This is a genomic window from Aeromonas sobria (assembly GCF_000820145.1).
GTDB classification, from domain to species: domain Bacteria; phylum Pseudomonadota; class Gammaproteobacteria; order Enterobacterales; family Aeromonadaceae; genus Aeromonas; species Aeromonas sobria.
The window spans coordinates 99,089-122,815 of the sequence record NZ_CDBW01000041.1 but is presented as its reverse complement, the minus strand read 5'-3'; the positions used below and the strand labels follow the sequence as shown (position 1 = coordinate 122,815).

The window sequence follows — 23,727 nt, the reverse complement described above, 5'->3', positions numbered from 1 at the left end:
GGGGATTAACTATGTCATTAGCGCAATGGCAGGGCCGCTGTGCCCTGGTGGTCGATGACTCTCGCACCCAGCAATACGAAGTGACCTGCCTGTTGCAGGAGCTGGGCTTTGGCCAGATCCATGTTGCCAACGATGGCCAGGATGCCCTCAACAAACTGCAACAGATCGACCATGTGGATCTGCTACTCACCGACCTCAATATGCCTGGCATGGACGGGGTGGAACTCATCAATCAGCTGGAAAAACAGACCAACTACCAGATGTTTATCGCAGTTATGAGCGCCGTCGATCGGGATGTACTGGACGTGATCCACTCCATCGCCGATGCCGGCACGCTGGAAGTGATCGGGGTGCTGGCCAAGCCACTGAGGAAAAGTGATTTGTACGGCATACTCCAGCATTGCGATCCCTTGAAACACCGCAAAAGTAACAACTGGATGCAACTCAGCTTTACCGTGGAGGATGTACAGCAGGCGCTGGATAATGGCCAGTTGGTCCCCTTTCTGCAGCCCAAGATCGCCATGGTGGACTCCAGTCTCTACGGTTTTGAAGCGCTGGTTCGCTGGCGTCACCCTGAACACGGGGTGCTCCCGCCGCTCTGTTTTGTCCATCATCTGGAACAGGGGCAATTGGCACTGGACTTTTTCTATCTATTTTTACATGCCACCTGCGAGGCACTGAATAGCTTAAGTACCCTGCCTGCTCCAATCAGCTGTTCCATTAATATGCCGGTCACCCTGCTGACCACCGATAAATTGGTCGAGAACATGGTCAATATTGTTCAGGCGCATCAACTGCCCTGCAACGCCATCATTATCGAAGTAACCGAAACCACAGTGATGTCAAATCTGGCAATGTCGTTGGGCACGCTGGCACGGCTGAGATTACGGGGATTTGGCGTCGCCATGGACGATTATGGGACGGGTTACTCCTCCATGAAGCAGTTATCTCGCTGTCCTTTTACCGAGATCAAGATTGATAAAGAGTTTGTCCACGATGCCCATACCAGCCCCAAGAAGTTGGCTATATTGACCTCAGCGATCGTGATGAGCCAAAAATTGGGGCTTAAAACAGTGGCCGAAGGGGTTGAAAGCGCAGAGGACTGGCAACAGCTGGCACTGCTGGGCTGTGAACTGGCACAAGGCTATTACATCAGCCGCCCTCTGCCGCTGGACCAAATTGAAAACTGGTTTGCCGAATGGCAAGCCAGATCAACCTCACCAGCCAGACCATATTGAATTTGTCCCCTGACCAGGGGGAAATAGTACAAAAGCAGTCGCTTTATCACTGCAAGGAACGCTAACCATTAGCATGAGGCTATCTATGAACAATCTAATCCGTCAGTTTTCCATTAAAGTGCGATTGATAATCTCATTTTTACTGGTAAACCTTATCCTCATCGGAGTGGGGTTGTATGGAAAACAAAATACCGGCGTTCTAAACGACATGTTGAATGAGATGTATATCAACAATCTCACTCCCATCAAGGATCTCGCCAACACCAATATGCAGGCGATCTACCATAACCGCTCACTGTTTGATTATGTTATCGAACCCACTCAGGCAGGGATGGACAACATTGCCCGTGAAATGGATGGCTACGAGCAACAAATGCAGGGGTTGCTCAATAAATATCGTGCCACCGAGTTGACCGATACCGAGAAAACCACGCTGGCGCAAGCGGATCGGGCCTGGCCTATCTACAAGGAGAGTGCCAAAAAGGCCATGGCCGCCAGCTATGCCAATGACAACGATGCCGCCGTCAAATTGATGAAAGGCGAAGCCGCTGCCAATTTCAAAGTGCTCGACGACCAGCTCAGCCAGCTGGTGGAATTCAATGAACAACTTGGCACCAAAGCCTATAAAGACAGTGATGTGATCGTGGCTGACCTCACTGCCACGACCTACACCATTCTCACCATCTCCGTCATCTTGTCTCTGCTGCTGGGTTGGCTGCTGAGCAACAGCATCAACCAGCCACTGGTCAGCATTATGGAAGAGATCAAACAGCTGGCTGCCGGTTATCTCACTGCGAAAGATAACTCGGAAGGCAATGATGAACTGACCCAGATGCAGCTCTCGATGATCAACGCTCGCCGCAGTCTGCGCGATATCGTATCGACCATGCAGCATGCCGCCGAAGGGCTCACGGCCAGCTCCTCTCAGCTGGTCGCCGCCGCTCAGCAAGTCAACACCAGCTCCCAGCAACAATCGCTGGCTACCGCCAATACCGCAGCCTCGGTGGAAGAGTTGACCACCTCGGTCTCCCAGCTCTCCTCCTTCGCCAATCAGGCCAATACCGTGGTCATGGAGTCTGGCGAGATTGCCCACGCCGGTGAAGAACAGGTCAAGCGGGCCTCCCAAGAGGTGGTGCGGGTAACCGCAGCGGTCAATGACTCCGCCAAGCAAGTTCAGGGGCTGTTTGATGACATCACCCGGATCAGCCAGATCTCGGTGATGATCCAGGGGGTGGCCGACCAGACCAACCTGCTGGCGCTGAACGCCGCCATTGAAGCCGCCCGCGCCGGTGACATGGGACGGGGCTTTGCGGTGGTGGCGGATGAGGTTCGCACCCTGGCTGCCCGTACCACGCAAGCAACCCAGGAGATCAACGAGATGCTGCAGTCGATCCAGCAAGGAGCGACCGGCGCGGTGAAAGGGATGAATACCTGCGCCGACAGCATGGATACCGTGCGGGAGACCACTGATCACTCCAGCAACACCATGGCTCAGGTCGATCAGAGTTCACGCAAGGTGGTCGGACTGATCCAGGAGATCAGCTCCATGCTCCATGAACAGGCCGCAGCCAGCCAGCTGATTGCCCAATCCGTTGAAGAGATCACCCAGATGTCAGTGGAGAACGTGGCGGCGGCCGAGAGCGTCAACCACGATGCCTCCCAGCTCACCGACATCATTCAGCAGCTGGATCAGGGGATCCGCTTCTTCAAGGTATAAGCAAGCAGACAGACCACCAACCGACGGGTTTGTGGTCTGTTCAATCAGCCTCATCGATTCAGGTTCCGTTGGTTCAGGTTCCGTTAATTCAAGTCGCATTGGTTCAAGTAGCATATTCAGTACTTTGGTTTCACTACTTTGGTTTCACTACTTTGGTTTCACTACTCTGGTTTCAGTACTCTCCAGTCTGAAAATTGTGAGTGACAGTGTTGTGGCGGGAATAATATCCCGCCACTTTTTTTGCTGCATTTATGACGAGGAAGGCACGCGGCTATGTTGGGAAAATGGTGAGAAATGACAAACAGAGAGAGGATCAACAAAAGGTGCGGGGGCTCTAGCAAACCAGATAAATCACATGGCAATCAAAACAGTAAACCAGACAGTCTTCAAACAAGGAGGTAAGCATCGCCCACGATAATGGCAAGCGGGTTAATAGAATGCGGGATCAACTGACCTGACGATATTGCTCGGTCACGGTAATACGCGGCTTCATCCGGTTATTCATCACCTTGATCACCCCGAAACGGGGCAGGACTTTGCTGGTGGTCAATACCAGATCAGCTGTGAGGTTCAAACAGACGCTGGCCTGCTCCCCTGCTTCAATGACCATAAATTCCCCGTTGCCGTGTGGTGTATTCATCCAGACCAGATCACCGTTTTGCGGGATCACCTGCGGATGCTGTTCACTAAAAAACCAGCTTTGTGGCATCAGGGGTTTATAAAAGCGACTGACAGCGATGGCATTGAGTACCAGTTGCACCTGATGGGGAATACTCCAATCAAGTTCGGCGGCTTTATCCATCAACTGATAATAGAGAGCGGCATCATCGACACAAAAAGGCTGGGTCGCAAAGGAGCTGGGCACCAATTGTCGCCCTTTATACTCGGTCGCAAATAACATGTTATCAGACAGGTCCAACATCAGACGGTCACTCTGGGCATCATAGTGCCATTTCCAGCTATCGGTCGGTTGGATAAACATGTTGGAGCCCTTGCTTGAAATTTCGTCTATCGACTTTATTCCATGTCGATAAAATCAGCAACATCAAATAAAGGGCTCCACCCTATTTCTTATATATTTGTCACGATCTCTTTGACCAGACCCGGTCCTTTAAAAATAAAACCGCTATAAATTTGTACCAGACTGGCACCGGCTGCCAATTTTTCACGAGCGGCCATGGCACTATCAATACCGCCCACCCCGATAATTGGCAGCGCACCATTTAGCGCCTTGGCCAGATGACGGATCACCTCGGTGCTCTTGTGTTGCAGCGGACGACCACTCAGGCCACCCGCTTCACCGGCATGGGGCATGTCGTAGATCATCTCGCGCTCGAGGGTGGTATTGGTGGCGATAACACCATCAATGCCATTACGCACCAGCGAAGCGGCGACCTGATCTATTTCTTCAAGGCTTAAATCCGGGGCAATTTTAACCGCCAGCGGCACATACTTTTTATATTGGGCTGCCAGCTCTTGCTGACGCACCTTGAGGGCTGCCAGCAATTCATCCAGCGCCTCGCCATATTGCAGCGAACGCAACCCCGGGGTGTTGGGGGAAGAGATATTGACGGCAATATAACCGGCGTGATCATAAACCTTGTCCATACAGATCAGGTAATCATCCTTGCCCTGTTCGATAGGGGTATCTTTGTTCTTGCCGATATTAATGCCGATCACCCCCTGATATTTGGCCTCTTTTACCTTGGCCACCAGATGATCCACCCCCTTGTTGTTGAATCCCATCCGGTTGATGATCCCCTCTGCCGGAATAACCCGGAACAGGCGAGGCTTGTCATTGCCGCTCTGGGGTTTGGGGGTGACGGTACCTACCTCGATAAAGCCAAATCCCATGGCACCCAGCGCGTCTATGCACTCACCATCTTTATCCAGACCCGCCGCCAACCCCAGCGGATTGGCAAAAGAAAGCCCCATGACAGTGACGGGGCGTTTGGGTAAATTCTGGCGGAAGAAACAATCGAGTGGCGTACCGAGAAGACGGGGCAAATATTTCATGGAGAGATCGTGAGCCTGTTCCGGATTGAGCTTGAACAGGAAATGCCTGGCGATGGGGTACAACATCTTTGCTCCTTAAAGAAAGCCCCGGCAACTGGCCGGGGCTTTGGGTGTAATGCCGGTGTCATGCCTTAATCTGGCAATTAAAGTGCCCGGCAATTCAACTGGAGCAGATTCAACTCTCGCAAGGCCACCGAGAACTTGGCGAACTCGTGGGTACTGGTGGTCTTGAAGTCGGCCAACATATGGGTCCAACGGGACAAGAGTTGCTCATGCTCCGAAATCCAGTCGGCCAGTATGGTAGCGCATTCTCCCTGATCTTTGCACCCTTCCAGTACCACAGAAGTGAGACTGCGTTGCTGCCAGTCCAGATCTTCGCGGAACGAGGCCCGCGCCATCGCCTGCCAATGGTTGCCGACCGGCTGATGGTTGATTTGGTCAAGGAACCAGTGCAGATCCAGTTTGGCCCCGAGGCGATAGTAGACATTGGCAGCAAGCAGGATGTCGATCTGGTGCTCCGCGGCAATCTGCGCCAAATCAAGGCAGGAGAAGAGGCTACTCATATGGGCGACCTGACGGGCAATGGCCTCCGGCACCTGTTTCTCCATCCATTTGGCAACAGCCTGACGATGCTCGGCCACTTCGCTCTCATCCATCACCTCGTAGAGGTGCTTCCCTAAGGTCTCGAACGCCGGACGGAAGAAGGCGATGTTCTCACTGATGCTCCAGCTGCGATTGCGGGCGCGCAGGAACCAACGGGTGGCACGGCGCACGATACGGCGGCTGTAGAACATCAGCTCGAGCTGAGTCTGGGCATCTACCAGGTTGTCGCACCCTTCGATATCGCGCCACAGGGGGTTCATGCCAAACACTTCGCGGGCCATGGCGAAGCAGCAGGCAACTTCCGCCACCGAGGCACCGGTCTCGTCCTTCATCCGGCTGGCGAAGTTGAGCCCCATGTCATTGACCAACATGTTGGCCACCCGGGTGGCGATGATCTCGGAGCGCAATGGGTGATCGGCCAGTTGGGCACCAAACTGCTGTTGCACCTTGGCCGGGAAGCTGGTGACCAGCATGTTGGCGAGGAAGGGCTCGTCGGTCACTTCCGGGCAGTTGAGCTGCTCTTTCAGTACCATCTTGCCGTAGGCCACCAGCACCGCCAGTTCGGGGCGGGTCAGCCCCTGCCCTGCCGCCATCCGCTCGGAGAGCTCCTCATCAGAGGGCAGGAACTCGAGCGCACGGTCCAGCTTGCCTTCCCGCTCCAGCCCCTGAATAAAGCGTTGTTGCTCTTTGAGTTGCTCGGTGCCACGGAAGCTGGTGACCGAGATGGACTGGGACTGGCGGTAGGCGTTGGTGATGACGATCTGCGCCACGTCGTCAGTCATCTCATAGAGCAGCTGGTTACGCTGCTTGAGGGTCAGATCCCCTGCAGCCACCAGCTGGTTGAGCAGGATCTTGATGTTCACCTCGTTGTCGGAGCAATCCACCCCGCCCACGTTGTCGGTAAAGTCGGTATTGATGCGACCGCCCTGGCTGGCGAACTCGACCCGACCGAGCTGGGTAAAGCCTAAGTTGCCACCCTCGCCCACGATGCGGGCCCGCAGATCACGGCCATTGACCCGCAGCGCGTCGTTGCTGCGATCCCCAACTTCCCCATCGCTCTCGCGAGCGCTCTTCACATAGGTGCCGATGCCGCCGTTCCACAGCAGATCGACGTTGAGGCAGAGCAGCGCCTTGATCAACTCGTTCGGCGCCATGCTGGCCTTGTCGCTGCCAAGCAGGGTCTGGATCTCGGGGCTGAGCTTGATGGACTTGGCGGAGCGCAGGAAGATGCCGCCCCCTTGTGATATCAGCTCGCGGTTGTAGTCATCCCAGCTGGAGCCCGGCAGATCGAACAGCCGCTGGCGTTCGACAAAACTGCTGGCCGCATTCGGGGTCGGGTCGATGAAGATGTGCATGTGGTTGAAGGCGCCCACCAGCCGGGTATGATCGGAGAGCAGCAGGCCGTTGCCAAACACATCCCCCGCCATGTCGCCGATCCCGACGCAGGTGAAGTCGGTGGTCTGGCAGTTAACGCCAATCTCGCGAAAATGCCGCTTGACCGACTCCCAGGCGCCGCGGGCGGTGATACCCATCTTCTTGTGGTCGTAACCGACCGAGCCGCCGGAGGCGAACGCATCGCCGAGCCAGTGACCGTATTCGAGGCTGATCTCGTTGGCGATGTCGGAGAAGGTCGCCGTGCCCTTGTCGGCGGCGACCACCAGGTAGTAGTCATCCTCGTCGTGACGCACCACGGATGTCGGCGGGATCACCTCGCCGCCGATGATGTTGTCGGTCACATCAAGCAGGCCGCGAATAAACAGGCGATAGCAGGCCTTGCCCTCCTCCTGAATGACGGCGCGGGTTGCTCCCACCGGCATCTGCTTGCAGTAGAAACCGCCCTTGGCCCCCACCGGCACGATCACGGTATTTTTGACCTGCTGGGCTTTCACCAGACCCAGCACCTCGGTGCGGAAGTCCTCCTTGCGATCGGACCAGCGCAGACCGCCACGGGCCACCTTGCCCCAGCGCAGATGGACACCTTCCACCCGTGGCGAGTAGACGAAGATCTCGAATTTCGGCAGCGGCAGCGGCATATCGGTGATGCTGGAGGGGGCCAGCTTGAAGGAGATGTAGGGCTTGATGTTGCCCGCGTTGTCCAGCTGGTAGTAGTTGGTGCGCATAGTGGCGTCGATCATCTCCACATAGCGGCGAATGATGCGATCGTCATCGAGGTTGGCTACCTGATCCAGCTTGGCAGCAAGCTCCTCGTGCAGCTTGGCCTCGGTCTTGGCATTCTGTTTGCCTGCCGGGTCGAGGCGCCGCTCGAACAGGGTAAACAGCAGCTGGGCGATATCGGGATAACGGGTCAGGGTCTCTTCGATATAGGACTGGCTGAAGGAGACGCCGGTCTGGCGCATGTATTTGGCATAGGCGCGCAGCACCGAGACCTGACGGCCAGTGAGACCTGCCCCCAGTACTAACCGGTTGAAGCCGTCATCTTCCAGCTGCTTGTTCCAGATGGCAGCAAACGCCTGCTGGAAGCGCTGCTGGCTCTGGGCCAGATCAAAGGGCTGCTCACCACGCAGCAACATGGAGAAGTCGAGGATCCAGAACAGATCGCCGCTCGGGGTGCGAACCTGATACGGGGTCTCGCCGATCACCCGCAGCCCCATGTTCTCCAGCATCGGCAGCACATCGGAGAGGTGAATGGGCTCGGTGCGATGGAACAGCTTGAGCCGTACCCGACGGTCGTTCTCCTCCTCCTGGGCGCGGTAGAACAGCATGCCGAGGGGCTCGACTTCGCTCAGGTTATCCAGCGCCATGATGTCGGCCACGGCAGAGCCCGGCAGCACATCTTCCTTGTAGGCACGGGGGAAGGCGGTGCAGAAACGGCGGCGCAGCTCGTTGCCACGGGCCTCGCCATAGTGGGAGAGCAGCACGGAGTCGAGTCGGTCATCCCAGCTGCGAGCCGCTTCAATCAGGTTGTTCTGTACTTCGTTCACATCCACATCCACGTTGTTGTTGTTGACCCGCACTATGTAATGGGTCCGCGCCAGCACACCCTCGGTGAAGTAGACGTTGAACTCCACCTCCTCGTTGCTGCCAAAATACTTCTGCAAAATTTGCTGGGTCTTGATCCGCAGCGCGGTGTTGTAGCGCTCCTTGGTGACATAAACCATGCAAGAGAAGAAGCGACCGTAGACATCACGGCGCACGAACAGCCGCAGCATGTCCCGCTCCTGCATCTCCAGCACGCCGAGACCGGTGGCCAGCAGCTCCTCTTCGCGGGCCTGGATCAGCTCGTCGCGGGGATAGGTTTCCAGCACGTTGAGCAGCGCCTTGTAGGCATGGGAGCCCTTCTCGTGACCGGAGGCGGCCATGATGCGCTCGAGGCGATGGCTGATGAGCGGGATCTGGGTCGCGCTGGTGTTGTAGATGGAAGAGGCATAGAGGCCGATGAAGCGATCTTCCCCGATCACCTTGCCATGCTCGTCGAAGCGCTTGATGCCGATGTAATCCACATAGGCCGGACGGTGCACCCTGGACTTGCTGTTGGATTTGGTGAGGATCAGCAGATCGGAGCTCAGGGCGGCGTGACGGGCGCTGGCAGGCATGTTGCCAAGGCGCTGACCCACCTCCTTGATGGAGTTCTTCATCAAACCGAGGCTGGAGCTGGCCTGCGGCAGGATCTCGTGATCCCCCTCCACCGCCTTGACGTCGTAGCGGCGATAGCCCATCAGAGTGAAGTTGTGGGCTGCCACCCATTTGAGGAAGGCGATGCAGGAGGCCACCTCCTCCTTGCTGACCGGGCTCTTGCGTTTGGGCAACTCGTCGATGATCTCATTGAGCTTGGCCAGCATCGGCTGCCAGTCGCCGACCGCCAGCGCCACTTCACCGGCCACCGAGTTGAGCTCCGCTGCCAGCGCGGCCATCTGCTCCTCGCTGGTGAGGTGGTCAATCTCGATAAGGAATGCCGTTTCAACCGAGGTCTGTCCATCGGTGTTGTCGAGCTCCAGAATGGCGCCAATCTTGCCATCCGCGCTACGAATGAGGTGAAGCGGTTGGTGCAGCATCATGTGGGCGGTGATATTGAGCCGCTTGAGCGCCATCCTGATGGAGTCCACCAGGAAGGGCGAATCCTGCAGGATCACCTCGACGATGGTATGGGGCGATTGCCAGCCGTGACGGGTCAGCTCGGGATTGTAGACCCGGATGTAGGGGTCGGTGCCGGTGCGCTGATTGAGGGCATTCCACAGGCTCAGGGCCGCACCGTAGAGATCGCTGTCATTGCGATCGTGCAGATCGGAGCTCGCCATGTTGCCGTAGAACTTGGCAACGAAGCGCTCGACCAGCGAGGCACTGTTTTTGGGCAACTTCTGATGGATCAGGCTGAGAACGTTTTCGAGCAGAACTGAGGTAGGGGCGTCTTTCAATGCCATTTTTATATTCCTTATCGGACGACATTAACCACCGACGCAGAGGCAACCACCCTGGTTACCCGCTGGTGCAGAGTTGTTGCGAAGTGTAATGGCTTGGATAAGGGAAGGCGAGGATAGGTGCTAACGAGATGTTAAAAACAAGGTGCAGATCACGGCTTAAACTGTAAGAAATTTTGTAAATAACCAAAAATACAGAAATTCCCACTACCTTTGTGCCAGTTTACCGGATAGATAGTGACGCAAAGCAGATAAACAGTCGGTAATCTGTTCGATTTTTGTTAATTTATGCGTTCGAGACTGATAAAGCGGTAATCATCCTGAGTTTTCAGCCGAAAGTAGCCATGAACACCATTAATGGCGACAAAGGGCCGTATTTTTTCTATGCCAAGTTCCAGGGTCAGCCCCTGTTCGCTGCGCACCACCAGCCGTTTGGCATGGCCCTGATACATCAGCATCACCTCGTCGCTGCTCAATGAGAGCCGAAAAGTAAACTGCTTCACGCTTGCTCCTGATCACACGGCAAATCACACAATGAGGGGCAGGCGCGTTCACGCCCCTGCCCCGTCGGTACTTACTGCTGCAGTGCCTTGCTTACCTTCTCGAACAGATCCCGTGCCAGCCCCTCAAGGTTGGCTAGACGGGTCAGCTCGGCGCGGATAAGGGCCTTGCGCGCCTCATCCAGTCGCTTGAACTGGATCAGCGGCGTGATGAGGCGGGATGCCACCTGAGGGTTCACCTCGTTAAGCTCGATCAGCAGATCGGTCAGGAAGCGGTAACCGCTGCCATCCACCGCATGGAACTGCACCTGATTGCTCATGGCGAAGCTGCCGATCAGCGCCCGCAGCCGGTTGGGGTTGCGAATGCTGAAGGTGGGGTGACTCATCGCCTGTTTCACTTCGCCCAGCACATCGGCAGCGGGCTTGCTGCCAATCAGCCGCAGCCAGTTGTCCAGCACCAGTCCATCCTTGGCCCACTTACCCTCAAAATCGGCCAGCAGCGCGGCGCGGCATGGCAACAGATAGCCGTTGGCCACCTGCAACGCCGTCAGGGTGTCAGTCATGTTGTCGGCAGTTGCATACTGCTCGCGCACCAGCGCGTCGGCATGCTCAGAGTCCAGCGCCGCCAGATAGCCGAGCACCACCCCTTTGAGGGCCCGCTTGGCCATGTCGGCGTGCACCACCTGATAGCCGCTCAAACGCAGGCTCTGGTAGATAGCCGCCAGCCGCGCGCCAAAGGCCTCGGCAAGACGGATGTGGATCGCGTCGCGCACCTGATGGATGGCGTCGATATCAGCCACCTCGAACAGCTCGGCCAGGGTCGCCTCACCGGGCAGCGCCAGCAGCTCCGCCTTGAGGGCTAAATCCAGCTCGCTGTCGTCCAAAATGGCGACAAAGGCTGCCAGCAGGGTCTGGGAGAGCTCAACACCCTGCCCGTGCTGTACCCGTGCCACCCCTTCGATGACCGCCTTGTTGATCAGCATTTGGGCGGCATCCCAGCGGGCAAACTCGTTGCGGGCAAAGCGCATCAGGAAGGCGAGCGCTTCATCGCTGTAGTCATAGTGCAGCTTGACCGGCGCGGAGAAGTCCCGCAGCAGGGAGGGAACCGGTTTGACCGGCACCTGATCGAATTCGAAGGTCTGCTCCGCTTCCAGCACGTCGAGCACGTTGCCGATGGCCTTGCCCTGATATTGCAGCGGGATAATGGCGCCTTGTTGGTCATAGAGCTCGATGTCGAGGGGAATGTGCAGCGGCAGCTTCTGCGGCTGATCCTGGGTCGGTGGGGTGTGCTGGCTCACATGGAGGCGATAGATACCGCTGGCGGCATCGTACTCGTCAGTGACGGTCAGCTCCGGCGTGCCGGACTGGCTGTACCAGCGGCGGAAACGGCCGAGATCGACACCGGAAGCATCCTCCATCGCCTGCACGAAATCATCGCACGTAGCGGCCGAGCCGTCGTGACGCTCGAAGTAGAGACGCATACCGGCTTGGAAGGCATCTTCCCCCAGCAGGGTGTGCATCATGCGGATCACTTCCGACCCCTTCTCGTAGACGGTCAGGGTGTAGAAGTTGTTCATCTCGATCACCACATCCGGGCGGATCGGGTGCGCCATGGGGCCGGCATCTTCGGCAAACTGCGGGCCGCGCACGGTACGCACGTTGTTGATGCGATTGACGCCACGGGAGCCCAGATCGGAGGAGAACTCCTGATCCCGGAATACCGTCAGCCCCTCTTTCAGGCTGAGCTGGAACCAGTCGCGGCAGGTGACGCGGTTGCCGGTCCAGTTGTGGAAATATTCGTGACCGATCACCCGTTCGATACCGTGGTAGTCGCTGTCGGTGGCGGTGGCCGGATTGGCCAGCACGAACTTGGAGTTGAAGATGTTGAGCCCCTTGTTCTCCATGGCGCCCATGTTGAAGAAGTCCACCGCGACGATCATGTAGATGTCGAGATCATACTCGAGGCCGAAACGCTGCTCGTCCCAGCGCATGGAGTTGATGAGGCTCTCCATGGCAAAACCGGCGCGGTCGAGGTTGCCCTTGTCGACGAAGATCTCGAGGGCCACCTTGCGGCCGCTCTTGGTGGTGTAGTGACTGCGCTCCACATCGAAATCACCGGCGACCAGCGCAAACAGGTAGCTAGGTTTGGGGAAGGGATCCTGCCACTGTACGAAGTGACGACCACCATCGAGCTCACCACTGTCGACCTTGTTGCCGTTGGAGAGCAGGAAGGGGAACTGAGCTTTGTCGGCGGTAATGCGGGTGCTGTAACGCGCCAGAATGTCGGGGCGGTCCAGATAATAGGTAATGCGGCGGAATCCTTCCGCTTCACACTGGGTGCAGTAGGCATCGCCAGACTTGTAGAGCCCTTCCAGCGCGGTGTTGGCGGCCGGATCCAGCAGGGTGACGATAGTCAGCACACATTCGGCAGGCAGGTTGAACAGGGTCAGGCTGCTCTCGCCTTGCTCGTAGTGGTCACAGGGAATGCCATCAATGGCAACGCTTTTCAGGGGCAGCTGCTCGCCATCGAGTACCAGCGGCGCATTATGCTCACCGTTGCGGCGAATGCGGGTGATGGCGGTGACCTGGGTCAGCGGCTCCTGCAGTTGGAAATCGAGGTCGAGGGTGTCGATCCAGTAGAGCGGCGCCTGATAATCCTGGCGATATTTGGCCGTCATGGCCTGGGAGTGATCGGTCATTATTGTCTGCTTCCACGCTTGTTAAAGGCGAGAAAGAGGCTGTCACAACCAACTGGCGGGGTCAAACAATTTGCATATCGTCAGATATGCCAGACAAAAAGAAAGGGCGACCGGAGTCGCCCTTGTTCATTATGCTAGCTTACTCAGCTTACTCAGCTTGCTCAGCTGCGCTTACTGGACTTGACCAGATCCGACGTGATGTTGGCCGCTTCGATGAGATACTCATCGGGCGCTTCAAAATCAGTGGGCAGTTCATCCAGACTCTTCACCGCCGGCTTGCCAAGACGAGCAAGACGCTCGTTGGTGCGCTTGAGCGCTTTCTCATCCTGTTTCGCCTGCTCTGCAACACGCTCCGCCTCGTTGAGGGAGACCGACTTCTTGTCTTTCTCCTCCTTGTAGTCGGCGATGTCCTGCATCACATAAGCAAATTCAGGATCCTTGGCGATCCGGGCCTCATGAGCCGACTGCAGTTTGGGCAGCTGACTGGTGAAGTTACCGAGCCTCTGGTAGTTGGCGGAGGCAATCTTGTCCCACGGCAACGCATTGAACTCGCGGCTTTCACCCGTCTCTTGCGGGGCAACCGGCGTCGGGAAGCTGATATCCGGCGCCACGCCCTTGTTCTGGGTGCTGCCACCGTCGATCCGGTAGAACTTGGCGATGGTGTATTGCACGTGACCCAGCGGCTGCTCGTAGAAGTCATAGACCTTGGCGAGGCTGCGATGCTGCTGCACCGTGCCCTTGCCGAACGAGTTTTCACCCAGGATCAGGGCGCGGCCATAATCTTGCATGGCAGCAGCAAAGATCTCGGACGCCGAGGCGCTGTAGCGGTCGATCATCACCGACATGGGGCCGCCGTAGTAGACGTTGCCATCGTCATCGCCATTGACCGTGATACGGCCCATGTGATCACGAATTTGCACCACGGGACCGCTGGCGAAGAACAGCCCGCTCAAGGCAGAGGCTTCGGTGAGGGCACCACCGCCGTTACCGCGCAGATCGATGATCAGACCATCGATCTTTTGCTTGTTGAGGCTGGAGAGCTCCTTGATCACGTCGTCGTGGAGATTGACGTAGAAACTGGGGATCTCGATGACACCGATCTTCTTGCCTTCGGCAGTGACTACCTTTGACTTGGCCGCACGATCTTCGAGGCGCACCTTGTCGCGGATCAGCTCGACCTGCTCGGTTTTGAGTGCAGCACCTTTGCCACGCTGGATCTCCAGCTTCACCTTGCTCCCTTTTGGCCCTTTGATGAGCTCGACCACGTCATCAAGACGCCAGCCAATCACATCGACTATCTTGCCATCTTCCTGACCAACACCGGTGATCTTGTCATCGGCCTTGAGATGGGTAGATTTGGCAGCCGGACCACCGGGCACCAGGGAGCGGATGACGGTAAAGTCATCTTCGGCCTGCAATACAGCACCAATGCCTTCCAGCGAGAGGTTCATCTCGGTGTTGAAACGATCGGCATTACGGGGAGAGAGATAACTGGTATGCGGTTCGATGGCGCGAGCGAAGGAGTTCATGAAGAGCTGGAACACATCCTCGCTCTCGGTCTGGGACATCCGCTTGATGGCGTTGTTGTAACGCTTGCCAAGCAGCTCCTTGATCTCGGGCCACTCCTTGCCACTGAGCTTGAGGCTCAGGGCATCGAACTTGACCCGTTGGCGCCACAACTCATTGAGTTCGCCTTCGTCCTTGGGCCAAGCCGCCCCTTCCCGATCAAACTGATAGTTGTCGGTCTGGGTAAAATCAAAAGGAGTATCAAGCAGTTTGAGGGCGTATTCGAACCGCTCATAACGCCGTTGCTGACTCAGGTTGAACATCTCGTAGGCAGGTGCCAGACGGCCTCTTTCGAGGTCGGTGTCAAAACCGTTACGGTATTTGTCAAAACGGCTGATGTCAGAGGCCAAAAACAGATTGCGGCTGTAGTCCAGATTCTCCAGATATTTGTCAAAAACAACGGAGGAAAAGGCATCATCCAGCTTGAACTGTTTGTAGTGCGAGCGGGTAAACAGATTGGCAATTCGCTTGCTGGCCGTAGCATGTTGGCTCTCTTGAGCCAACACAGGCAAATCACTCTCCTTGAGCACCGGCTCGATGGCCTGTGTAAGCCCGGCAAGCGCCAGGCTACAGGCAACGAGGGAAAAACGAATTACGCCATGCTTCAACATTTGTCTCCTTAGAGAACCAAGTGCTCTGATTTGACCCGCACCATCATGCCAGTCTGCAGTTGGACCTGCACATCATCCTTGGTCACTTCCTTGATAGTTGCCGGAACCGGGAACCTGCCCATGACGACTCGTACATCCTGCCCAACTTTCAGCGTAGCGGCATCCACTTTGACCAGCGGCGCTTCTGCTACCGGCGCTTTGGCTTCAACCTTCGGCTTGGCAGCTACGTCAGCTTTTTCAGCTTTACGCGCAGCAGGACGGCGGGGCTTTTTGGCCTTTTCGTCCTTCTCTTTGGTGTTGGTGCGACGGCTGGCAAACACACGCTCTTTGCTTTCTTTGAGCGCTTGCTTGGCATGCTCGATGTGCTCTTCGGTCAGCACTTCGCCCGGGTTACCGTCCAGGTCTACACGAGCCTGGCCAGCTTTGAGGCCGTGCAGATAGCGCCAGCTGGAGGTGTATTGACGCAGTGCAGAACGCAGCATGGTCTTGGAGACTCTGGCATCGTCAGCAAGACGCTCGGCCAAATCCTGGAAGATGCCAATCTTGAGCGGCTTGGCCTCTCCTTCAGCAACGAAGCAGGCCGGGAATTTCTCGACCAGGTAGGCAACGATCTCTTTACTGTTCTTCAGCTTCTCAGTGTTTTCCATGTATAACCTTGGCTTTCATATAAACGCACGGGCATAACCCGAGCACAACAAAGGCCCCATTATAGAGAGCTTGGGGCCTTTTGCGAACCATCTAGCAATGACTTAAAGCATGCTTTCCAAAATTTGTACTGTTTCTTCGAGTCCAATCCGGTCTTGCTGGTCGAAACGGTTAAAAATCGGACTATCGATATCCAGCACCCCGATGATCTCGCCATGACGGCGCACCGGAATGACAATTTCAGCATTACTGGCCCCGTCACAGGCAATATGCCCGTCAAACTGATGCACATCGTCCACCAGCTGGGTCTTGCCCTCTGCGACTGCCGTACCACATACACCACGACCGACCGGAATGCGCACGCAGGCCGGTTTGCCCTGAAATGGTCCCAACACCAGGGTGTCCCCTTGCAACAGATAAAAACCGACCCAGTTGATATCGGTCAGTTCCTGTCCAAGTAGCGCTGACAGGTTGGCCAAATTGGCAATCAGATCGGTTTCCCCCTCAAGCAACGCCTTGGCTTGCCGGTTGAAGGTGCGGTAAAACTGTGTTTTTTCAATCATGATTAAATCGATTTCACTCCCTGTGGCTTGCAGGCAAGGTAACGCCTGACAGGAAAATTTCAAATATTTTTTCACGGTAACCATCAGCCACGGTGGCGTTATTCCCGCGCCACTGACAGCACTAATTGCTGACGTTGTCCATTGCTCCATTCAATATTGAGTAGCCACACCATCATGGAAGAGGTGCAACTCCCCACCAGAGTAGTGCCCTGCCACCCCCCTGCTATTTGTTCAAAGCTCACCGGAATGGAGCCCATAAACATATCTCTGCCTTCGAGCCAGGCTTTTACCGGCTTGATGGCCGGATCACCACCTGTCAGGCGCACGATAAAGTCCTGTTCTGCACGTACCGGTAACTCACTAATCGCCGCGGTCAACGACTTGCCACCAATCAATTCGCTGCAACTGCTGTGGGAAAGATCACAAATCTGATCTTTTATCTGATCAACCGTTGCACTGTTATCAACCGAAAACCAGGTGCGGTAGGCCACCAGCGCCAACAGTAGCGCCAGCACCAGTGAGAGGTGGAATACTTTACGTGCACTCAATTTCTCTTTCATTCAAACAGCCCCGATAAGGTGTAATAAAAATAGTATTTTTGTGATCTCGGACAAGGTAAAGAGCCCTAAAAACGGGCGCGGCGGAGCCAAATATATCACTGTTTATACTGTTATTTTACCTGTCAGTTCAGTATCATTCCCATGAAGTTTTCATTTAACTATCTTTTGCTTTTCCTTTCGTTAACAGGTGTTAACAAGCGAGGGCGGTAGTTCGATGAAGCCAGTCCGGTTGTCCGGATACAAAACCAAACAACAGCAGCATCGGAAGCGGAATATAACGATGAGCCATACAACAAACCACCCTGAGTACAACTACACCGTTGTTCGCCAGTTTACCGTCATGACGATTGTCTGGGGAATTGTCGGCATGTCGGTTGGCGTACTGATCGCAGCCCAGTTGATCTGGCCTGCCCTCAACTTCGACACTCCGTGGCTGACTTACAGTCGTCTGCGGCCCCTCCACACCAACGCAGTGATCTTCGCCTTCGGCGTCAGCGCACTGATGGCCACCTCGTTTTACGTGGTACAACGCACCTGCCAAGTCAGACTGTTCGGTGGCCGTCTCGCCTCCTTCGTGTTCTGGGGCTGGCAAGCGATAATCCTCTCTGCCGCCATCTCTCTGCCGCTGGGTTACACCTCCGCCAAAGAGTATGCCGAGCTGGAGTGGCCGATTGATATCGCCATCACAGTGGTATGGGTCGCCTATGCCATCGTCTTCTTCGGCACCCTGATGAAACGCACCACCTCCCACATCTACGTGGCGAACTGGTTCTTCGGTGCCTTCATCATCACCGTTGCGGTGCTGCATATCGTCAACAACATGGAAGTGCCGCTCTCCGGCATGAAGTCCTACTCCATGTACTCCGGCGCCATGGACGCCATGGTGCAGTGGTGGTATGGCCACAACGCGGTAGGCTTTCTGCTGACTGCCGGCTTCCTTGGCATGATGTACTACTTTGTGCCCAAGCAGGCGGGTCGTCCGGTTTACTCCTATCGCCTCTCCATCGTGCACTTCTGGGCGCTGATCTCCCTCTATATCTGGGCCGGTCCCCATCACCTGCACTACACCGCGCTGCCTGACTGGGCTCAGTCTCTGGGCATGGTGATGTCCCTGATCCTGTTCGTGCCCTCCTGGGGCGGCATGATCAACGGCATCATGACCCTCTCCGGTGCCTGGCACAAACTGCGTTATGACCCCATCCTGCGCTTCCTGATCGTCTCCCTGTCGTTCTATGGCATGTCGACCTTCGAAGGCCCGATGATGGCGATTAAAACCGTCAACGCCCTCTCCCACTACACCGACTGGACCATAGGCCATGTTCACTCCGGTGCGCTGGGTTGGGTTGCCATGGTCTCCATCGGTGCGGTTTACCATCTGATCCCGAACCTGTTCGATCAGGGCCGGATGTACAGCATCCGATTGATCAACGTGCACTTCTGGCTGGCAACGGTCGGTACCGTGCTCTACATCGTTGCCATGTGGATTTCCGGCGTGATGCAGGGGCTAATGTGGCGTGCAGTCAACGAAGACGGCACCCTGACCTACAGCTTCGTTGAAGCGCTACAGGCATCCTATCCCTTCTATTTCGTGCGCTTCCTGGGAGGCTGCTTCTTCGTCACCGGCATGTTGCTGATGGCTTACAACGCCTATCGCACCATCACTGCGCCCAAAGGTTCCCTGGAACCTGTCGCCCAGCCAGCATGATTGAAGAGGTCAACCCATGAGCAACAATAACCGTCACGAAATATTTGAAAAAAGCGTTCCCATGCTGGTGGTCGGCATCATCTTCGCCATCAGCCTTGGGGGCCTTGTTGAAATCACCCCGCTGTTCTTCCAAAAGCAGACCACCGAGCCAGTGGAGGGTCTCAAGCCCTACACCGCCCTGCAGATGGAAGGGCGCGACATCTTCATTCGCGAAGGCTGCACCAACTGCCACAGCCAGATGATCCGTCCGTTCCGTGCCGAGACCGAGCGTTACGGTCACTACTCGGTCGCCGGTGAGAGCGTCTGGGAGCACCCCTTCCTGTGGGGATCCAAGCGTACGGGTCCGGATCTGGCCCGTGTTGGCGGTCGTTACTCCGATGCCTGGCACCGTGCTCACCTGATCAATCCGCGTGATGTGGTACCGGAATCCAACATGCCAGGTTACCCCTGGCTTGACACCAACGTGCTGACCGGCGAGCTGACCGCCAAGAAGCTGGCGCTGTTCCGTGACCACTTTGGGGTGCCTTACACCGATGCCGATATTCAAGGTGCGAGCGAGGCAGTCAAGGGCAAAACCGAGCTGGAAGCGCTGGTGGCCTATCTGCAATCACTGGGTCATGCCCTGAAATAAGGAGCCTAAAATGGACTACGGCACATTTCGCGGTCTGTATACCCTGCTGTTGATGGTCATCATGATTGGCATCATCGTCTGGGCTTACAGCAAACGCCGCAAGACCTCTTTCGACGAGGCTGCCAATCTGGTTTTTGCCGATGATGAGCAACCCGGTGCTGATAAAAAGAACGCAGGAGCGAAACAAGAATGAGCACTCTGTTTAGTATTTTCGTAACCGTCATTACCTTGGGAACCATTCTCGGCTGCTTCTTGCTGCTGATGTGGTGCCTCAAGGACAAGATGGGTGTTGAAGAAGGCAAGCCGATGGGCCACGCCTTCGATGGCATCGAGGAGATCAACAACCCGCTGCCGAAGTGGTGGACCTATATGTTCCTCTTCTTCATCGTCACCGGTCTGATCTACCTGGTCGCCTTCCCTGGTCTGGGTAACTGGAAAGGGGTGCTGGGCTGGCAGAGCTCCAACCAGGATGTTCGCTCACTGGCAGAGTCCAAAGCGGCGACCGAATCGGCCAAGGCCGAAGGTCGTGCGGTGGAGTATGACCGCGAGGTTGCCAAGGCTGACGAGATCTACGGCGCCAAGTTCCGTGAACTCACCTATGAAGCGGATGGCAAGACCTATCGTGCCATTACCGAGATTGCCAAGGATCCGGAAGCCCTGAAAGTGGGTCAGCGTCTGTTCCTGCAGAACTGTTCCCAGTGTCACGGCTCCGATGCCCGTGGTGGTCGCGGTTTCCCGAACCTGACCGACAGCGAATGGCAATGGGGCGGTCAGCCGGAGAACATCAAAACCACCATCATGGGCGGTCGTCAGGGGATAATGGCTGCCTGGGGTGAAATCCTCGGCAAGGATGGCGTGCAAGAAGTAGCATCCTATGTGCTGAGCCTCTCCGGTCGCAAGGTCGACCTGGTGGAAGCGAAGAAAGGTGAAGCCCGCTTTACCATCTGCGCTGCCTGCCACGGGGCCGATGCCAAGGGGGGTATCGCCGTCGGTGCACCAGACCTGACAAACAACACCTGGCTCTACGGTGGTTCCCGCGAGGTAGTGGTACAGACCATCACTCATGGTCGCCACGGCGTGATGCCTGCCTGGAAGGACATTCTGGGTGAGGATAAGGTCCACCTGCTGGCCTCCTACGTTTACAGTCTGTCTCATCAGCAGTCTGCCAAATAAAGTTCGCCTATAAAGATGTAACATGTGATAAACACGTGATTACACAGCAAAAAGCCTCGACTACTCGAGGCTTTTTGTTATCTTGTGTTGCGTAAACACCATCTTCCACGTTAATCATTCGTTTCACGGTAGTAGCAATCATGACCCAGCCCATCATCAAGCCATGGTATCGCCAATTCTGGCCCTGGTTTATCATCGCCCTGCCAAGCACAGCGGTGATCGCAGGCATCGCCACCGCCATTATTGCCAGTAAAGATGGCGTCAATCTGGTGGCCGAGGACTATTACAAACAAGGGAAAGAGATCAATCAGGATTTGAGCAAGTTTGACCGCTCTGAAGCCCTCAATATCCGCTTTGGGCTGGAGGTTGACGGTCACGAGCTGACTCTCAAACCCATCAGCGGCGATATTCCCGCCGGGCAAGCTCTTTATCTCTCATTGTTCCACCCGACGTTGGCCGGACAGGATAGCGAACACCTGATCACCGCCGATGCCAGTGGCACCTATCGCTTCCATTTCGACAAGCCGCTGGTCGGAAAATGGCATATCCGGGTCGATGCCTTCGATCACCAGTGGCGCTTGCAAGAGACGGTACAACTGCCAACCCAGTCACCTGTCGAACTCGATCCGAAAGGACGCTAAGCCATGACCGGCTGTTCTCACTGTGGCGAGCCGGTGCTCGCCATCAACCCTGCTGCTCGCATTCTTCATTCAGGGGGCCATAAACCATGACCTCTTGCTTCCATTGTAGTGAGCCAGTACCCGCCAATAGTCACTATGCGCTGGAGATAAAAGGGATAGTCCGTCCCATGTGCTGCCCCGGCTGTCAGGCGGTGGCGGAAACCATCATGGAGTGCGGCCTCGCCAGTTACTACGATCACCGCACCGCCCCCGGCACCAGGGGAGATCTAGTTCCCGAGGAGCTGGCCGCCCTCAGCCACTACGATCTGGCCGAGATACAGCAGGAGTTTGTCACCGACAGTGGTACTGGTAACCAGACAATCCGCGAAATCCAGCTGACGGTTGAGGGGCTCACCTGCGCCGCCTGTGCCTGGCTTATCGAGCGCCACCTGATGACGTTAAGCGGTCTGCGCTATATCAACGTCAACACCACCACCCATCGCGCTCGCATCAAATGGGATCCCGCCCAGCTATCTCTCAGCGACATCCTCAAGGGCTTCGCCCAGATTGGCTATCGTGCCTACCCGTTTCAGGCCCATCAACAGGAAGCGCTCTACGCCAAAGAGGTGCGCAGCTACATGTTCCGGTTGGCACTGGCAGGGCTGGGCTCGATGCAGGTCATGATGTGCGCTGTGGCCCTCTACATGGATCTTTTCATCAGCGTCGAAGAGGAGTTCATGGTCTACTTCAAGTGGATCAGCCTGTTGCTCTCCACCCCCATCATGATCTACTCGGCCCAGCCCTTTTACATCAATGCCTGGCGTAGCCTGAAACAGGGTCATCTGTCGATGGATGTATCGGTGTCGCTGGCGCTGATCGGTGCTTTTGTCGCCTCCATGTGGGCCACCGTGTTCAATACCGGCGAGGTCTATTACGACTCCATCACCATGTTCGTCTTCTTCCTGCTGCTGGGCCGTTTTCTCGAGTTGCGGGCCCGGCGCAAGGCGTCGGAATCGAGCTCCAACCTGGCACGGCTGGTACCCATCATGGCGACCCGCATCGATGATGAAGGGGAACATGAAGTGGCGGCCAAGACCTTGCAAGTCGGCGATCGGGTACGGGTGCTGGCCGGTGCTACCTTGCCGGCCGACGGCATCATTATTGAAGGGCAAGCCAGCCTCAACGAATCCATGCTGACTGGCGAGCAGCTGCCTCTGCTCAAACAGCGCGATGATCAGGTCTATGCCGGCACCATCAATACCGATGCCCCGCTGCAGATCCGGGTCAGCCACCGTATCGAAGAGTCGCGGATCGCCCAGATCATGCGGCTGCAAGATCATGCCCTTGACGACAAACCGGCCATCGCCCAGATGGCGGATAAGCTGTCACGCCACTTTATTCTGGTACTGCTGATCATTGCCGCGGCGGTCTGGACCTTCTGGCACTTTCATCAACCGGAGCAGGCGTTCTGGGTCACCCTCGCCGTGCTGGTCGCCACCTGCCCCTGCGCCCTGTCGCTGGCCACCCCGACGGCACTGACCTCCGCCACCGCCAATCTGACTCGTAATGGTGTTTTGCTGCGCCGGGGCCATGTCCTGGATATTCTGACCAAAGCCAACCGGATCGTGATGGACAAGACCGGCACGTTAACGACCGGCGAAATCAGCTTGACGGGCATCACCATATTGGCAGAGGTTGACGAGACGCACTGCCTCGCCATCGCCAGAGCACTGGAAGCGCAATCCGAACACCCGATTGCCCGCGCCTTCCGGCTGCCCGCCGATAGCGTTACTGTGCTGCCCCATACCACAGACATCAGCCCTGTCATCGGTCACGGCATCACTGCGCTGGTGGACGGCGCACGCTACCGCATCGGCAGCGCGCGCTGGCTTGGGCTGGATCCGGCACAAGAGCGCGGCCGCGGTCTGGCTATCTATCTGGCCGACGAGCAGCAGGTATTGGCCCGTTTCAATCTGGAAGATACCCTGCGTCCCGATGCCAAGGCGCTGATCGCGGCATTCAAGGCGGCCGGTTTGCAAACCACCGTACTCACGGGGGACAGCTCTCTGCAAGCAGACGAGATTGCCCGCGAGCTGGGTGTCGACGAGCTGGTCAAGGGGGTTTCACCCGATGGCAAGTTGGCCTACCTCAAGGCCCGTGAAGCCCAAGGGGATATCAGCATCATGGTGGGCGATGGCATCAACGACGCCCCCGTGCTGGCCGGGGCACACGCCTCGTTCGCCATGGCCGGCGGCACCGATCTGGCGAAGAACAGCGCCGATGCCATCCTGCTGGCTGATGACTTGAGCCGACTGCTCGGCGCCAGAGTGCTGGCAATGCGTACCCGCAAGATCATCATCGAGAACTTCAGCTGGTCCATCGGCTACAACCTGCTGGTGTTGCCGCTGGCGGCCTGCGGCTGGCTGCCCCCCTATCTGGCGGCGGCTGGCATGTCACTCAGCTCGCTCATCGTGGTGACCAACTCCATGCGTCTCAACCGATAA

Annotated in this window: 17 protein-coding genes; 8 read left to right on the top strand and 9 right to left on the bottom strand. The window is 56.6% G+C overall.

What is annotated here, in order from left to right; translation table 11 throughout:
• The first annotated feature begins 11 nt into the window (after positions 1-11).
• Together BN1135_RS17845 and BN1135_RS17840 are read left to right on the top strand one after the other, a co-directional pair.
• On the top strand, positions 12-1,238 hold the full coding sequence (locus tag BN1135_RS17845; RefSeq protein WP_042023391.1) for an EAL domain-containing response regulator: 1,227 nt from the start codon (positions 12-14) through the stop codon (positions 1,236-1,238).
• Between the two features lie 73 nt (positions 1,239-1,311).
• Complete coding sequence (locus BN1135_RS17840) at positions 1,312-2,955, top strand: methyl-accepting chemotaxis protein (protein ID WP_317624016.1); 1,644 nt, start codon at positions 1,312-1,314, stop codon at positions 2,953-2,955.
• Between the two features lie 445 nt (positions 2,956-3,400).
• Here the strand turns inward: BN1135_RS17840 and BN1135_RS17835 are convergent, their stop codons facing one another.
• From BN1135_RS17835 to BN1135_RS17795, 9 genes are all read right to left on the bottom strand, one after another.
• Positions 3,401-3,937: a cell division protein ZapC gene (locus tag BN1135_RS17835; RefSeq protein WP_042023388.1), complete on the bottom strand. Its 537-nt coding sequence runs from the start codon at positions 3,935-3,937 to the stop codon at positions 3,401-3,403.
• An 89-nt stretch (positions 3,938-4,026) separates the two neighbouring features.
• The gene (gene pyrD, locus BN1135_RS17830; protein ID WP_042023386.1) at positions 4,027-5,037 is read right to left on the bottom strand and encodes a quinone-dependent dihydroorotate dehydrogenase; all 1,011 of its coding nucleotides are present in this window, start codon (positions 5,035-5,037) and stop codon (positions 4,027-4,029) included.
• Positions 5,038-5,114: 77 nt separating this feature from the next.
• Positions 5,115-9,953: an NAD-glutamate dehydrogenase gene (locus BN1135_RS17825; protein ID WP_042023383.1), complete on the bottom strand. Its 4,839-nt coding sequence runs from the start codon at positions 9,951-9,953 to the stop codon at positions 5,115-5,117.
• 278 nt (positions 9,954-10,231) lie between these two features.
• Positions 10,232-10,453 (bottom strand): DUF2835 domain-containing protein, encoded by a 222-nt coding sequence (locus BN1135_RS17820; RefSeq protein ID WP_042023382.1) that lies wholly within the window; start codon positions 10,451-10,453, stop codon positions 10,232-10,234.
• A gap of 71 nt (positions 10,454-10,524) precedes the next feature.
• Complete coding sequence (gene pepN, locus BN1135_RS17815) at positions 10,525-13,149, bottom strand: aminopeptidase N (RefSeq protein ID WP_042023379.1); 2,625 nt, start codon at positions 13,147-13,149, stop codon at positions 10,525-10,527.
• Positions 13,150-13,310: 161 nt separating this feature from the next.
• A complete protein-coding gene (gene prc, locus BN1135_RS17810; protein ID WP_042023378.1) occupies positions 13,311-15,326 on the bottom strand; it encodes a carboxy terminal-processing peptidase in 2,016 nt (671 codons plus the stop codon).
• Positions 15,327-15,334: 8 nt separating this feature from the next.
• Positions 15,335-15,973, bottom strand: a complete 639-nt coding sequence (gene proQ / locus BN1135_RS17805) for an RNA chaperone ProQ (RefSeq protein WP_042023376.1) — start codon at positions 15,971-15,973, stop codon at positions 15,335-15,337.
• A gap of 102 nt (positions 15,974-16,075) precedes the next feature.
• Positions 16,076-16,534: a GAF domain-containing protein gene (locus BN1135_RS17800; protein ID WP_042023375.1), complete on the bottom strand. Its 459-nt coding sequence runs from the start codon at positions 16,532-16,534 to the stop codon at positions 16,076-16,078.
• 98 nt (positions 16,535-16,632) lie between these two features.
• Positions 16,633-17,094 carry a hypothetical protein gene (locus tag BN1135_RS17795; protein WP_042023373.1) on the bottom strand — a complete coding sequence of 154 codons (462 nt, stop codon included), beginning with the start codon at positions 17,092-17,094 and terminating at the stop codon, positions 16,633-16,635.
• Between the two features lie 280 nt (positions 17,095-17,374).
• On the opposite strand from BN1135_RS17795, the gene ccoN reads away from it, so the two are divergent.
• From ccoN to BN1135_RS17765, 6 genes are all read left to right on the top strand, one after another.
• Positions 17,375-18,799, top strand: coding sequence for a cytochrome-c oxidase, cbb3-type subunit I (ccoN, locus tag BN1135_RS17790; protein ID WP_042023370.1), 1,425 nt, complete (start codon positions 17,375-17,377; stop codon positions 18,797-18,799).
• 16 nt (positions 18,800-18,815) lie between these two features.
• Positions 18,816-19,430 (top strand): cytochrome-c oxidase, cbb3-type subunit II, encoded by a 615-nt coding sequence (ccoO, locus tag BN1135_RS17785; protein ID WP_042023367.1) that lies wholly within the window; start codon positions 18,816-18,818, stop codon positions 19,428-19,430.
• Positions 19,431-19,440: 10 nt separating this feature from the next.
• Positions 19,441-19,623: a CcoQ/FixQ family Cbb3-type cytochrome c oxidase assembly chaperone gene (locus BN1135_RS17780; RefSeq protein ID WP_042023364.1), complete on the top strand. Its 183-nt coding sequence runs from the start codon at positions 19,441-19,443 to the stop codon at positions 19,621-19,623.
• The gene (ccoP, locus tag BN1135_RS17775) at positions 19,620-20,603 is read left to right on the top strand and encodes a cytochrome-c oxidase, cbb3-type subunit III (protein WP_042023362.1); all 984 of its coding nucleotides are present in this window, start codon (positions 19,620-19,622) and stop codon (positions 20,601-20,603) included. The genes BN1135_RS17780 and ccoP overlap by 4 nt, the downstream gene beginning before the upstream one ends.
• A 140-nt stretch (positions 20,604-20,743) precedes the next feature.
• A complete protein-coding gene (locus BN1135_RS17770; protein ID WP_223290157.1) occupies positions 20,744-21,244 on the top strand; it encodes a FixH family protein in 501 nt (166 codons plus the stop codon).
• An 86-nt stretch (positions 21,245-21,330) separates the two neighbouring features.
• Complete coding sequence (locus tag BN1135_RS17765) at positions 21,331-23,727, top strand: heavy metal translocating P-type ATPase (protein ID WP_042023360.1); 2,397 nt, start codon at positions 21,331-21,333, stop codon at positions 23,725-23,727.

Bases quoted from the DNA above. Each gene is read 5' to 3' on its own strand.
- BN1135_RS17845 (WP_042023391.1), top strand. From the start codon at position 12: ATGTCATTAGCGCAATGGCAGGGCCGCTGTGCCCTGGTGGTCGATGAC.
- BN1135_RS17840 (WP_317624016.1), top strand. From the start codon at position 1,312: ATGAGGCTATCTATGAACAATCTAATCCGTCAGTTTTCCATTAAAGTG.
- BN1135_RS17835 (WP_042023388.1), bottom strand. From the start codon at position 3,937: ATGTTTATCCAACCGACCGATAGCTGGAAATGGCACTATGATGCCCAG.
- pyrD (WP_042023386.1), bottom strand. From the start codon at position 5,037: ATGTTGTACCCCATCGCCAGGCATTTCCTGTTCAAGCTCAATCCGGAA.
- BN1135_RS17825 (WP_042023383.1), bottom strand. From the start codon at position 9,953: ATGGCATTGAAAGACGCCCCTACCTCAGTTCTGCTCGAAAACGTTCTC.
- pepN (WP_042023379.1), bottom strand. From the start codon at position 13,149: ATGACCGATCACTCCCAGGCCATGACGGCCAAATATCGCCAGGATTAT.
- prc (WP_042023378.1), bottom strand. From the start codon at position 15,326: ATGTTGAAGCATGGCGTAATTCGTTTTTCCCTCGTTGCCTGTAGCCTG.
- proQ (WP_042023376.1), bottom strand. From the start codon at position 15,973: ATGGAAAACACTGAGAAGCTGAAGAACAGTAAAGAGATCGTTGCCTAC.
- BN1135_RS17800 (WP_042023375.1), bottom strand. From the start codon at position 16,534: ATGATTGAAAAAACACAGTTTTACCGCACCTTCAACCGGCAAGCCAAG.
- BN1135_RS17795 (WP_042023373.1), bottom strand. From the start codon at position 17,094: ATGAAAGAGAAATTGAGTGCACGTAAAGTATTCCACCTCTCACTGGTG.
- ccoN (WP_042023370.1), top strand. From the start codon at position 17,375: ATGAGCCATACAACAAACCACCCTGAGTACAACTACACCGTTGTTCGC.
- ccoO (WP_042023367.1), top strand. From the start codon at position 18,816: ATGAGCAACAATAACCGTCACGAAATATTTGAAAAAAGCGTTCCCATG.
- BN1135_RS17780 (WP_042023364.1), top strand. From the start codon at position 19,441: ATGGACTACGGCACATTTCGCGGTCTGTATACCCTGCTGTTGATGGTC.
- ccoP (WP_042023362.1), top strand. From the start codon at position 19,620: ATGAGCACTCTGTTTAGTATTTTCGTAACCGTCATTACCTTGGGAACC.
- BN1135_RS17770 (WP_223290157.1), top strand. From the start codon at position 20,744: ATGACCCAGCCCATCATCAAGCCATGGTATCGCCAATTCTGGCCCTGG.
- BN1135_RS17765 (WP_042023360.1), top strand. From the start codon at position 21,331: ATGACCTCTTGCTTCCATTGTAGTGAGCCAGTACCCGCCAATAGTCAC.